Genomic DNA, 12,226 nt, shown 5'->3' on the forward strand with positions numbered 1-12,226 from the left:
GCGTATCGCAGAATGGATGGTACCGTTAAGGGGTTCCTGCGGATGACAGAGAACTACTACAAACGGAAGGATCAGCCGTGGCTGATGCAGACCCGGCACAGGGCGTCCTGCTCAGCGGCGAGAACAACGTCGCCGTGCGCATCAAGCTGGAGCGCGAAACGCGCGGCTGGAGCACCAATGCCCTGTCCGACCGTCTGAACGAGGCCGGTTTCGACATGAACCCGTCTGCGGTCTGGCGCATCGAGAACGGCAGACGCCGCATCAACCTCGACGAGGCCATCGGCTTCGCCGAGGTCTTCGGCATCGACCTGCGCAATCTCGTCGGCCCGCCGCAGCTCGCGGCCCAGGCCCGCGCCATGGAACTCATCGACGAGGTCGTCGACGCCTTCCGCGCCACACAGCGCGCCAACGCGACCCTCACCGAGGCGCGCGACGCCCTTGATGCCTACCTCACCGGGCACCCCGACATCCGCGAGGAAGCCGACGTCGCGGTCTCCAACGCCATCGCAGCCGAAGCCTCCAAGCACCTACAGAAGGCATACGGACCGCCACCCGGCGAACACGACACCGCCGCACCCGCCGACGAGGCGTAGGCCCCAGACCCCACAACCGTGCCGAGCCCGCAAACCCTCGGCACGGGCAGCTCAACCGCATCCCTAGCCATCAATCGGCGGGCCGGTGTTGCCGCACCCCCGCCCGCCGGACCCCGAAGAGGATTCGCTCTTGCGTCACCCCCTCCCCGCCGCACCTCGGCCTCCGCACGAACGCCGCCAACTCCCTCGCCCTGCCCCACCGCCGCTCGTCCAACTACGCGACGGCCACAGCGGGAACGGTGAGGGAGGCCCGGCCCTTTGACCGAGGACGAGTGGCTGCGCCGCGTAGAGGCTCAACTCCCTGACCGGGACGAGGAATGGGTCGAGGACCTGCTCCGGATCTTCGGCATAGAACGGGCGTGAACGAACGGAAGCCGGGGCCCTGCCAGCAATCAAGCTGGCAGGGCCCCGGCTTCCGTTCGTCACCCCACGCTGCCGCTACCTGAGTACCGGTTCGATGTCCGCCGGATCGAAGACCGGCCCGTTGGACGCCGGCTTGATGACCACCGCGCGGAAGACCTTGAGCACGGCTGCCCGTTGCTGCTCGATCGTCAGGTCCTCCCACCGCTCCCGTACGTCGACGGGCCCGGCCGCAAAAGTCGCCACCTCGGCCCGGTGCAGGGCACGCTCCCTCTGGAGCTCCGCCATCTGCTTCTCAAGGTCATCGGTGAGAGCGACGTAGCGGGCAGCGGACATCCGCTTCTCCTGCCATGCCTGCTTGAACTCCGCCATGTCCCTTTCCAAGGAGGCAAGTTCCTCCTCCTTGGTCCACTCCGGCGCACGCGTCCGGACATCCGTCAGCGCCTTGTCCGAGCTGAGGAACACGGCGTTCCTGATGAGGCGGTCGACCGGCTCCCCCGACCTGGCCACTCCCCCGCATCCCCCGTCGTTCTTCCCGGGGCAGGCGTACCTGAACTGCGACGACGTCTTCGACTTCCGGTACGACGGGAAGGCGCGCATCTTCGTGCCGCATCGACCGCACCGGGCGATACCGGAGAGCAGGTACTTGGTGGCGTAATCCCGGACGACCCGCCCCTCCGTCTCCTGCCGGACCTTGTCCATCAGGAGATGCCACTCGTCCGGCGTGACCACCGGTTCCCAGTCGCCGACCACGGGCTCGCCGTGTTCATCGAGGAACAACTCCCCCTGGTGCATGCGATAGCCGCAGATTCGGGGGTTCACCAGCATGCGCTTGATCTTGGAGTCGTCGAAGAATCCGCCGCTGTGCGACCGAATTCCCTTGTCCCGCCACTCGCGCGCGATCGTCGCCCAGCGGATGCCGCCCAGGAAGTCCCTCACCGCCTTGCGGAGGTTCTCGGCTTCCTCCGGCACCACGGTCCTGCGATCCTCACGGTTCCATCCGTACGGAGCCCGGCCGCCCGGCAGCTTTCCCTGCGTGGCCAGTTCGAGGTGCTTGCGCTTCGTACGCCGCGAGGTGTCCGCCGACGACTTATTGGCGATGGTGACCTTGATCCGCGCGATGAACCGGCCGTTCTCCGTGGACAGGTCGATGTCCGACGCCGACACGGAGTCGAAGACGAGATGACGCTTGCGGCGCTCGGCGTCCTCGTACTCATCGATCCACGCTTCGAGTTCACGCGGCTGCCGTGTGAAGCGGTCGATGTCCCAGGCGACGACGCCGTCGATACGCCCGGCCTTGAGGTCCTCCAGCATCTTCCGGAACTCCGGGCGCACGGTCCTGCGCTTGTACGCGGACAGGTCGTTGTCCTCATAGACCTTGGCGACCTCCCACCCCCGCGCGGCACAGTGCAGTCGGCAGTCCTCCTCCTGCCGCACGACGCCAAGGCCCTCGGCCTCGTCGTCCTTGCTGATGCGGGTGTAGATGCCCACCTGGATGCCACCGGAGGGGCCCCGTCGTTCTGCCATGCGCGGGATCGTCGCACACCGCGAGCGAATACATCAACCGCCCTTCTGGCTGCCATTCGCTCCCTGACCGAGCTTCACGGCACCCATCCCGAACACCAGGCGGCAAGTGGCAGACTGGCGGTATGACGACGCACAAGAACCTGCTGGGTGGACCGGACCCGACGTACCTTCCGGAGAACGAAGAGGCGTACCGCCTCCTGGGCGAGGAGTCCCAGTCGCCGGCCGATGTCGCGGCCAAGTACCCGACCTTCTCGCTCGCCTGGGCCATGCTCGCCGACGACGCCTTCGAGGCGGGGCGTGTGGTCGAGTCGTACGCGTACGCGCGCACCGGTTACCACCGAGGGCTCGACTCGCTGCGCCGGGCGGGGTGGAAGGGGCACGGCCCCGTCCCTTGGGACCACCAGGCAAATCGCGGGTTCCTGCGCTGCCTCGCCGCCCTCGCCCGCGCCGCCGGCGCGATCGAGGAGAAGGACGAGACCGAGCGGTGCTGGCAGTTCCTCAAGGACAGCAGCGAAGAGGCGTACACGACGCTGAAGCGCTGACCAGCGCGGCGTTAGCCGTTGCAGCCGCCGTAGCAGCACAAAAAAATGCCGCCGCTTCTTACGAAGCGGCGGCACCGAGTGCACGATTACATCTTCCGCCATTCTCCCACGGCACCGGACCGTGGCCCTTCCAGCCGGCACGGCGCAGCGAGTCGAGGCCGCGGTGGTAGCCGGTGCGGGCGTAGGCGTAGGACTCGACGACGCTGCCACGCTCGAACGCGTCGTCGGCGAGCTGCGCCCAGGCGAGCGAGGAGGTGGGGTACTTCGCGGCGACGTCCGCAGGGGCCGTGCCGGACGCGAGCAGCTCGCGGGGCTCCGGGTCGTCCGGGAGCTCGGTCGGGGGCGGACCGCCGAGGAGGTTCTCGTGAAGGTTCATGGGGTCAAGTGTGCCGCGCCCGGACGGTTACCCGTCGAGCGCCCTCGTGACATGCGACGGGCCCGGCTCCCCGAGGGGATGCCGGGCCCTTGCACAGAAGGGCCTGCGGGAGGCCCCACGGAGGACTACTTGATGCGCGTACCCGTCGAACGCAGGTTCTCGCAGGCCTGGACGATGCGGGCGGTCATGCTCGCCTCGGCCTTCTTGCCCCACACGCGCGGGTCGTACGTCTTCTTGTTGCCGACCTCGCCGTCGACCTTCAGGACGCCGTCGTAGTTCTCGAACATGTGGCCCGCGATGGGCCGCGTGAAGGCGTACTGGGTGTCGGTGTCGAGGTTCATCTTCACGACGCCGTTCTCCAGCGCGGTCGTGATCTCCTCGACCGTGGAGCCGGAGCCGCCGTGGAAGACGAAGTCGAACGGCTTCGAGCCGGCCGGCTGGCCGTACTTCGCGGCGACGCCCTCGTTCAGCTCCTTGAGCAGGTCGGGGCGGAGCACGACGTTGCCCGGCTTGTACACGCCGTGCACGTTGCCGAAGGACGCGGCCAGCACGTAGCGGCCCTTCTCGCCCAGGCCCAGGGCCTCGGCGGTGCGCAGCGCGTCGTCGACCGTGGTGTAGAGGTTGTCGTTGATCTCGTGCGAGACGCCGTCCTCCTCGCCACCGGTCGGCGTGATCTCGATCTCGAGGATGATGTTCGCGGCCTTGGCCTTGGCGAGCAGCTCCTGCGCGATCGTGAGGTTGTCGGCGAGGGTCTCGGCCGAGCCGTCCCACATGTGCGACTGGAAGAGCGGCAGGCCGCCGGCCTCGACGCGCTTGGCGGAGATGTCGAGCAGCGGGCGCACGTAGCCGTCCAGCTTGCCCTTGGGGCAGTGGTCGGTGTGCAGCGCGATCTTGTTGCCGTAGCGCGCGGCGGCGACGTGCGCGAACTCGGCGAGCGCCTCGGCGCCGACGACCATGTCCTTCACGCCCTGGCCCGAGAGGTACTCGGCGCCACCGGTGGAGATCTGGATGATGCCGTCGGACTCGGCCTCGGCGAAGCCCTGAAGCGCCGCGTTCAGCGTCTGCGTCGACGAGACGTTGATGGCCGGGTAGGCGAACTTCCCCGCCTTGGCCCGGTCGAGCATCTCGTTGTACTGGTCCGGGGTTGCGATGGCCATCTGCCGTCTCCTCGTAAAGCGCGCGGGTTGCGGGTTCGGGTTGTCGTTCTGGGTGACCCTCACCAAGGGGGTGACATCATCGTCGACCCCATCCTTCCAGACTCGGCCAAATGCTCCAGCCCTGCGAAGTGGACCGGGTCGGTCCGGGTGAGTCCGGGTCAGTCCAGTCCGAGCTCGTCCTTCGAGAAGGCGAAGAGGTACGGAACCCCGGCGCCCTCGGTGATCTTCTCGGCGGCGCCGGTGGCCCGGTCCACGATGGTCACGACGGCGACGACCTCGGCCCCGGCCTCGCGCACCGCCTCGACGGCCTCCAGCGGGGAACCGCCTGTGGTGGACGTGTCCTCGACGACGACCACGCGACGGCCCTTGATCTCCGGGCCCTCCACACGCTTCTGCATGCCGTGCGCCTTGGCGGCCTTGCGGACGACGAACGCGTCGAGGCGCTCGCCGCGGGCGGCGGCGGCGTGCAGCATCGCGCCGGCGACGGGGTCGGCGCCCATGGTGAGGCCGCCGACCGCGTCGAACTCCAGCCCGTGCTTGCCGGTCAGGTCGAGCAGCACCTGGCCGACCAGCGGGGCCGCCTCGCCGTCGAGGGTGACGCGGCGCAGGTCGACGTAGTAGTCGGCCTCGATCCCGGAGGAGAGCGTCACCTTGCCGTGCACCACGGCCTTGTCCTTGATCTGCTGGAGCAGCGCGTCGCGCACGTCGTTCGAAGTCATGGCTATGAGCTTAAGGGCCCGGCGCGGGGGCCGGTTTTACAGGTGGCTCCACGTCGTTACAGGTGGCTCCACGTCTCTACAGGTGGCTCCACGTCCAGGTCGTGCTCGCCTCCAGCGGCTCCACGGGCGTGACCAGGCGCGGCGCGGTGTTCAACCCGTTCGGAGGCCCGGTCTGCGGCTCCACGCACACAGCCGCGTCCTGCTCGTCGTAGACGACGACCCACTGCTCGGGGCTCTTCACCTCGAGCTGGAGGGCGCCCGGCCAGGACAGCATGACGTCGACGCCGTCGGGCATCCCGAAGCAGTCGTCCCAGGGCCCGGGGGTGGGCTCGATGCGCTTGCCGGTCGGCAGGTGGTCGGCGCCGCGCTCCTCCTGCCAGGCCGGGTCGAAGGCGATCTGCACGCTGCTGCCGCCGTCGGTGACCGTCCGGTTGAACCAGGGGTGCCAGCCGATCTGCGCGGGAAACGAGTCGCCGTACGTCTCGATCCCCATCGACAGGGTCAGCGAGTTCTCGGTGAGCGAGACGAGCTGCGTGACGCGTCCGCTGTACGGCCAGGGGTCGGTGAGGTCGTACGTGAAGGCCGCCTCGGTGTGGGTGGCGCGCGCGGTGGTCCACTCGGCGTTTCGGCCGAAGCCGTGGATGGCGTGCGGCGGGGAGTTCAGCGGCATCTGATGGACCTTGCCGCCGTCCCGGAACTGCCCGTCCCTGATGCGCCCGCACCACGGCACCATCGGGAAGCAGCCGTACTTCTCGCCCTGCCGCAGCAGCTCGGTACCGGAAATCTTCAGGCTGCTGATACGGCAGCCGTTGCCCGGCGCCACGGTCACTTCCGCGTCGCCCGCGGTCAGCGTCGTCTCCTGTGTCGTCACGGGTCCTGAGCCTATGCGGGGCGGGGCCACCGGCGCCTGCGCAGGGCTCCGCCGATTGTGCGGAGAGGGCCTAGCGGCGCCTGCGCAGGACCCGGCCGACGACGATCGCCGAGGCGAGTGCGACGGCGGCCGCGGGGGCGGCCCAGCGCAGCGTGGCGCTGGTCGTGACGCCTTCGGGGGCGGGCACGGGGGCGTACCGGCCGCGCGGCGGCGCGTGGTCGACCTCTTCCGCGCTGCGGCCGATCATCGTGCGCCGGGCGTGCGCGGCGACCGGCTCCGCCGGGAGGTCGGATTCGGGTCCGTCGGCGGCCGCGAGATCCGTGTCGGGGTCGAGGGACGGCGGCGGAATCTCGGTGTCGAAGACGGAGGAGTGGTCGTCGCCCCCTTCGGCTCCGCCTTCGCCGGAACCGTTGTGGGCGGCGCTCTCGCGGGGGTCGCCGACCGAGCTGCTGCCGGAGCCCTCGACGGTGTCGTCAGCCGGACCACCGCCCGCGTCGTCGTCCGTGTCCGCGCCGGTACCCGCGCCCGGGTCCGTGCTCACGTCCGTGCGCGCGTCGTCGTCGGAGTCCGCGCTCACGCTCATGTCCTCGTCGGGGTCCGAGCCCGGCTCCTGGCCGGTCGCTCCCAGGTTCTCCGCGAAACGGTTCAGCAGACGATGGGCCGCCGACGCCACGGCCTCGCGCGGCAGTTCCGCGACCCGGCCGTCGCCGGAACCGGTGCCGGAGAAGGTGACGGCGGAGCCGCCGGCCGCCGCCGCGACCCGGGCGGTCAGGGCGAACTTCACGCCTCCCGTGCCGCGGGCCTCGCTGCCTTCACCCGTCACGGCGAAGGATCCGTCCGCCGACTGCGTCACGGTGACGCCGCCGCGGTACGTGATGGTGTGCCCGCCGATACGTACCTTCAGCCGGCCTCCGCCACCGGAGGCGTCACGCTGGTAGCCGGGCAGGGCCCGGTCGACGCGTTGGGAATCGCAGAGCACCGCCCGCAGTGACTCCGCCGGAACCGGAACGAACACCTCATGCTCCATGCCGCCGAGCCTAGCGACCTCATCGCTCACGTGTCCCCCCTTCGCCCTCCGCCTTTCGACTTTCCAACGCCCCAGGGTGCCCTTGTGCTACCGCGACCGCGAGTGGGCGCGGGGGCTGCACCACATCGACGGCGGGCGCTACCCCGGCGCCGCACATCGACGACGGCAGGCGCCGCCCCGGCCTTACGCATGGACGCACACCGCCCCGGCCCCGCGTATCGACGACGGCAGGCGCCGCCCTCGGCCCCACGCATCGACCACGGCAGGCGCCGCCCCGGCCCACCCCCACAACCCCGGCCCCACGCATCGCCGACGGCAGGCGCCACCCTGGCCCACGAACCAACCCTCGGCACCCCGACACAGGCACCACCCCGCGGGGCCGGAGCCCCCGGAGGGGGCGGGCGGGTGGGAGACGACCAAAGCCCGGCGCAGCCGCAGGAGGCACGGCGCCGCGAACCGGAACCGCAGGCGCCACCCCCGGCCCACGCCTCGACCACGGCAGGCGCCACCCCGGCCCACGAACCAACCCTCGGCACCCCGACACAGGCACCACCCCGCGGGGCCGAAGCCCCCGGAGGGGGCGGGTGGGTGGGAGACGACCAAAGCCCGGCGCAGCCGAAAGGCACAGCGCCGCGAACCGGCACCACAGGCGCCGCCCCCGGCACCGCCCCACAACCCCGCCCCCGCGCAACACCCCCGACGCCCCCCGGCCCCGCCGACCCGCACCCCGCACCCCGCACCCCGGGCCCCGGCCCCCGCACCCCGGCCCCCCGAACCCGCCGGCCAGGCGTCGTCAGTCGCCGAACCGCGGATGCACCAACGTCGACGGCGCGTGTCCCGCCCCGGCCCGTACCACCCGCGAACCCGCCGGAGGCCCAGGTCGCGTCCATCCCGCCAGGACGAACCCCACACCCCCGTCACCGCGATACGCCACCACCCGCAACCCCGCGGAGCGCACCGTCGCGGCAGCCGTCCCCAGCGGCCCCGCCCCGCCCCTCACCCGCGCCACCACTCGCCCCCGGTCCGTGAGAACCCGCCCCACCAACCCGTAGAACTCCTGCGAGTACAGCTTCGTGCTCGCCGTGCTGCCGGGGTCGGGCAGATCGCACACCACCACGTCGTACGGCAGCGCCCGCGGAGCGCTCCGCAGCCACGCGAACACGTCTCCCGTCAGCACCCGCACCCGCGGGTCCCCGAGCGACCGCCCGTTCAGCTCGCGCAGCCCCGGGTCGGTCCGGGCCAGGTGGACCACCGCCGGGTCGGGGTCGACCACGTCCACGCGCCGCACCCCGCGGGCCCGCAGCGCCTCGCGCGCGGCGAGGCCGTCACCCCCGCCGAGGATCAGGACCCGCGCGCGCGGACCGCCGTGCAGCGCGGGGGCGACGAACTGCCGGTAGGGACGGCCCCGTTCGCGCCCGTCGGCCCGCAGCTGCCCGTCGAGAAAGAGCGACGTGGGGCGCCGCCCACCGCCCGTGAGCACGACTTCCTGCGCCCCGGTCTGCACGGCGACCCGCACATCCGCCCCGAACAGGGCGTGCCGCGCCGCCCGTTCGAAGTCGTCGACGAGGACCCAGGACGTGGCGAGCACGCCGAGCACCGTGACGTTCGCGACGATCAGCAGCCAGCAGGCCCGACGGCTAAGGTCCCGCCGGAACAGGCCGAGGACGAGCACTGTCCCCGCCACCGCGTTGACCGCCCCGGTGAGGAGCGCCCCCGTCAACTGCCCCAGCAGCGGCAGCAGCAGGAAAGGGAACGCGAGGCCGCCGACCAGCGCGCCCACGTAGTCCGCCGCGAACAGGTCGGCCACGGCCCCGCCCGCGTCCTGCCGCCGGATTCGCTGGATCAGCACCATGAGGAGCGGCACTTCCGCCCCGATCAGCACCCCGATGGCCAGCGAGAACCCGACGAGCAGCCAGCGCGGCCCGTCCGCCCAGGCCCCGCCCCAGGCCCCGGTCCACGCGAACACCGCGTACAGCGCCATGGCGCTGCAGCCGCCGACGAGCGCGAGCAGCGCCTCGATCATTCCGAAGCCGACCGCGGCGCGCAGCCGCAGCCGCTTGGCGGCGAGCGAGCCGAGGCCCATCGCGAAGACCATGACGGAGAGCACGACGGAGGCCTGGGTGACCGAGTCGCCCATCAAGTACGAGGCGAGCGCGACCAGTTCGAGTTCGTAGACCAGTCCGCAGGCCGCGCAGACGAAGACGCCTGCGAGGACGAGGAGGCGCCCGGTGCCCGGCTTCACCGGGAGCGGGGACCGGACCGGGCCGCCCAGGGACCTGGGGTCTCGGGTCGTCACGGGTGGGTGCGGTTCGATCACGCCTGGAACGCTACGTCACCGTTCGACTCCGTCCGGTCACCCACAAGTGTGGAACCGATGTACCGCAGGCATACCCGTGATCCGCGCGACCTGCGCGACCACCGCGAGCCGGGCTCACGCGGCCGCTCACTCCGCCGCCCGGGCCTCCGCCCACGCGCCTCCGCCCGCACCACCGCCCGCGCCGCTACAGCGCGGCGGCCACCGGCATCCGCGCCCCCACCCGCGTACGAGTGGCGACCAACTGGCCGTCCTGCGGGTAGGCGTGCCAGGTGCGCCAGTGCACCTGACCCTCGTGCCGCTGGGCGAGCATCGCGGTGAAGGCGTGCGGGCTGCCGGGAAAGACGCCCGCCAGACCGTTCGGATGGTCGGCGACGAGCGCGAGCAATTCCTGTGCGCGGCCCGCGAATTGACCCGCAGTCAAATGTTCGACGCGGGCCGCGAATTCGTACTCCCAGTCGCCGAGGCGCTTCGCGACGCCCAGCGGGAGCGGCGTACTGCTGCCGGGAATGCACGCCACAGTCTCCGAACAGCTCCCGTTCTCCTCCTCGAGCAGCACCTGGTGAGAGGCGCCGAGCAGCCTCAACTGAAGCCTGGCATCGTCGATGTCGAGGTCGAGCGTGGCGAGCGCGGGCAAGGGCTCCCGGCCGAGGGCCCAGGCCAGATCGGCCGCACTCGTATCGGTATAGGCGGTGTTCAGGGTCGTGAGCATGGGTCGGCTCCGCTAGCACGCAAAGGGAGGTGGGGCCGGCTGCGTCGAAGGAGCCGGCTCGTGCCCACGTGAACGCGATAACTACGTAGTACGAGGGCTGCGTTGACGGTTAAAGGGAATCATGGTGGGCGACGCCATCACAGCATTTTTACCCAACTTCGGAGGGTTTCCATCCCCCCGAGGGCAGCACAGCTCAACTGTTCAACTTCCACGAGCACCTTTCGCGCCCGGCGCACAACCTCCGAGGGCACAACCGGACAAGCGTGCGGCCCACGCGGACCGACTGCCCCGTGTCAGTCGCCTCCGCGCGGGCCGCACGCCCCGACAGCGGTGTGTCAGCTTCCGCCGCCCCCGCATCCACCACCGCCACCGCCACCACCGCACGACGAGCCACCTCCGCCACAGGAGGAGCCGCCGCCGCACGAGTGGCCGTGATGACCGCCGCCGGAGTCACCGGACGAGGAACACCCGTAGCCGCCGCCACCGCTCGCGGCACCGCCACCGGCCCACCAGCTGCTCCTGCCGGCACGGTTCTTCTTCAACGACGTACTGGGTGAGCGGCCACTGCCGCCCGCCCTGGCCGTTCCGAGCACGATGGCGAGCACCACCATCACGAAGACCACGATGAAGAACACGTTCATCACCGGCCCTCCTCTCTCTTCCCCCGTATCCCCCGAGGGGCCGCCCCGTGCGGGCGTGACAGGGGAATGCCCGTGCCCGGAGCACGCCAAGCAGGAGTTGAGGAAGTCCAGAGGTTCGGCGCAGGATGGCCGGCATGACCTCCAGCGCACGCCCCCTGCTCAACCGCCGCCTCGCCGAGTTCGGAACGACGATCTTCGCCGAGATGTCCGCGCTCGCCGTGCGGACCGGCGCCATCAACCTCGGCCAGGGCTTCCCCGACACCGACGGCCCCGAGCAGGTGCGCGAGGCCGCCGTACGGGCGCTGCGCGCGGGACACGGCAACCAGTACCCGCCGGGCCCCGGCATCCCCGAGCTGCGCACCGCGATCGCCGACCACCAGCAGCGCCGCTACGGCATGGAGTTCGACCCCGACCGCGAGGTCCTGGTCACGGCGGGCGCCACGGAGGCCATCGCCGCCTCCCTCCTCGCCCTCGTCGAACCCGGCGACGAGGTCATCGCCTTCGAGCCCTACTACGACTCGTACGCGGCCAGCATCGCCCTCGCCGGCGGCACCCGCGTCCCGGTGACGCTCCGCCCGCACGAAGGTTCCTTCCGCCTCGACCTCGACGAGCTGCGCGACGCGGTCACCGACCGCACCCGCCTCCTGCTCATCAACACCCCGCACAACCCCACCGGCACCGTCCTCAGCCGCGCCGAACTGACCGCCATCGCCGAACTCGCCGTCGAACGCGACCTCCTGGTCGTCACCGACGAGGTCTACGAGCACCTCACCTACGGCGACGCCGAACACATCCCGCTCGCCACGCTCCCCGGCATGCGCGAGCGCACGGTCACCATCGGCTCCGCGGGCAAGACGTTCTCGTTCACCGGCTGGAAGGTCGGCTGGGTGACGTCCACGCCGGAGCTCGTCACGGCGGTCCGCTCCGCGAAGCAGTTCCTGACGTACGTCTCCGCGGGCCCCTTCCAGTACGCGGTCGCCGAGGCCCTCGCCCTCCCCGACACGTACTTCTCCGACTTCCGCGCCACCATGACCGCGAAGCGCGAACTGCTCGCGACCGGTCTCGAGGACGCGGGCTTCACCGTCTTCCGCCCTCAGGGCACCTACTTCATCACCACCGACATCCGCCCCCTCGGCTTCGACGACGGCTTCGAATTCTGCCGCGCCCTCCCCGAACGCTGCGGCGTCGTCGCCGTCCCCAACGCCGTCTTCTACGACGACCGCGCCGCGGGAGCCCCCTTCGTCCGCTTCGCCTTCTGCAAGCAGGACGAGGTCCTGAGCGAGGCGGCGGCGCGGCTCGCCAAGGTGCGTACGCGGTAGGGCGGTTCACGGCGGCCCATTGAAGAAAGCCTGTGCGGCAGGCATAGATGTCCCGTGCTCCGCGCGTC

11 protein-coding genes and 1 pseudogene are annotated in these 12,226 nt (G+C 70.9%); 3 read left to right on the forward strand and 9 right to left on the reverse strand.

Annotated elements, in window-relative coordinates; genetic code table 11:
* Nucleotides 1-77 precede the first annotated feature (77 nt).
* Complete coding sequence (locus OG746_RS04280; RefSeq protein ID WP_266711669.1) at nt 78-593, forward strand: helix-turn-helix domain-containing protein; 516 nt, start codon at nt 78-80, stop codon at nt 591-593.
* 438 nt (nt 594-1,031) lie between these two features.
* On the opposite strand, the gene OG746_RS04285 is transcribed toward OG746_RS04280, so the two are convergent.
* Nucleotides 1,032-2,480, reverse strand: a complete 1,449-nt coding sequence (locus tag OG746_RS04285; protein WP_266711671.1) for a recombinase family protein — start codon at nt 2,478-2,480, stop codon at nt 1,032-1,034.
* A 122-nt stretch (nt 2,481-2,602) separates the two neighbouring features.
* Between OG746_RS04285 and OG746_RS04290 the strand changes: the two genes are divergently transcribed.
* Complete coding sequence (locus OG746_RS04290; protein WP_266711673.1) at nt 2,603-3,022, forward strand: DUF3151 domain-containing protein; 420 nt, start codon at nt 2,603-2,605, stop codon at nt 3,020-3,022.
* Nucleotides 3,023-3,122: 100 nt separating this feature from the next.
* Here OG746_RS04290 and OG746_RS04295 read toward each other — a convergent pair.
* From OG746_RS04295 to OG746_RS04330, 8 genes and pseudogenes are all read right to left on the reverse strand, one after another.
* A pseudogene (locus tag OG746_RS04295) lies at nt 3,123-3,398 on the reverse strand (DUF3151 family protein); the annotation flags it as partial.
* A gap of 125 nt (nt 3,399-3,523) precedes the next feature.
* Complete coding sequence (gene fbaA / locus OG746_RS04300) at nt 3,524-4,555, reverse strand: class II fructose-bisphosphate aldolase (RefSeq protein WP_266711675.1); 1,032 nt, start codon at nt 4,553-4,555, stop codon at nt 3,524-3,526.
* 158 nt (nt 4,556-4,713) lie between these two features.
* Nucleotides 4,714-5,274, reverse strand: a complete 561-nt coding sequence (gene pyrE, locus OG746_RS04305) for an orotate phosphoribosyltransferase (RefSeq protein ID WP_266711677.1) — start codon at nt 5,272-5,274, stop codon at nt 4,714-4,716.
* A 76-nt stretch (nt 5,275-5,350) separates the two neighbouring features.
* Entirely contained in the window at nt 5,351-6,145 is a 795-nt protein-coding gene (locus tag OG746_RS04310) for an aldose epimerase family protein (RefSeq protein ID WP_266711679.1), read from the reverse strand.
* 70 nt (nt 6,146-6,215) lie between these two features.
* Nucleotides 6,216-7,172 (reverse strand): SRPBCC family protein, encoded by a 957-nt coding sequence (locus OG746_RS04315; protein WP_266711681.1) that lies wholly within the window; start codon nt 7,170-7,172, stop codon nt 6,216-6,218.
* Between the two features lie 793 nt (nt 7,173-7,965).
* A complete protein-coding gene (locus OG746_RS04320) occupies nt 7,966-9,489 on the reverse strand; it encodes a polyamine aminopropyltransferase (protein WP_524540371.1) in 1,524 nt (507 codons plus the stop codon).
* A 184-nt stretch (nt 9,490-9,673) separates the two neighbouring features.
* Nucleotides 9,674-10,198: a DUF2617 family protein gene (locus OG746_RS04325; protein ID WP_266711683.1), complete on the reverse strand. Its 525-nt coding sequence runs from the start codon at nt 10,196-10,198 to the stop codon at nt 9,674-9,676.
* A gap of 335 nt (nt 10,199-10,533) precedes the next feature.
* A complete protein-coding gene (locus tag OG746_RS04330) occupies nt 10,534-10,839 on the reverse strand; it encodes a hypothetical protein (RefSeq protein WP_266711685.1) in 306 nt (101 codons plus the stop codon).
* A gap of 125 nt (nt 10,840-10,964) precedes the next feature.
* On the opposite strand from OG746_RS04330, the gene OG746_RS04335 reads away from it, so the two are divergent.
* On the forward strand, nt 10,965-12,158 hold the full coding sequence (locus OG746_RS04335) for a pyridoxal phosphate-dependent aminotransferase (RefSeq protein ID WP_266711687.1): 1,194 nt from the start codon (nt 10,965-10,967) through the stop codon (nt 12,156-12,158).
* The last annotated feature ends 68 nt before the right edge of the window (nt 12,159-12,226 follow it).

The sequence above is a fragment of the Streptomyces sp. NBC_01016 genome (assembly GCF_026341035.1).
Taxonomy (GTDB): Bacteria; Actinomycetota; Actinomycetes; order Streptomycetales; family Streptomycetaceae; genus Streptomyces.

Excerpts from the sequence above, each read along its gene's own strand:
- OG746_RS04285 (WP_266711671.1), bottom strand. The coding sequence starts at position 2,480 with ATGGCAGAACGACGGGGCCCCTCCGGTGGCATCCAGGTGGGCATCTAC.
- OG746_RS04290 (WP_266711673.1), top strand. The coding sequence starts at position 2,603 with ATGACGACGCACAAGAACCTGCTGGGTGGACCGGACCCGACGTACCTT.
- fbaA (WP_266711675.1), bottom strand. The coding sequence starts at position 4,555 with ATGGCCATCGCAACCCCGGACCAGTACAACGAGATGCTCGACCGGGCC.
- pyrE (WP_266711677.1), bottom strand. The coding sequence starts at position 5,274 with ATGACTTCGAACGACGTGCGCGACGCGCTGCTCCAGCAGATCAAGGAC.
- OG746_RS04315 (WP_266711681.1), bottom strand. The coding sequence starts at position 7,172 with ATGGAGCATGAGGTGTTCGTTCCGGTTCCGGCGGAGTCACTGCGGGCG.
- OG746_RS04325 (WP_266711683.1), bottom strand. The coding sequence starts at position 10,198 with ATGCTCACGACCCTGAACACCGCCTATACCGATACGAGTGCGGCCGAT.
- OG746_RS04330 (WP_266711685.1), bottom strand. The coding sequence starts at position 10,839 with ATGAACGTGTTCTTCATCGTGGTCTTCGTGATGGTGGTGCTCGCCATC.
- OG746_RS04335 (WP_266711687.1), top strand. The coding sequence starts at position 10,965 with ATGGCCGGCATGACCTCCAGCGCACGCCCCCTGCTCAACCGCCGCCTC.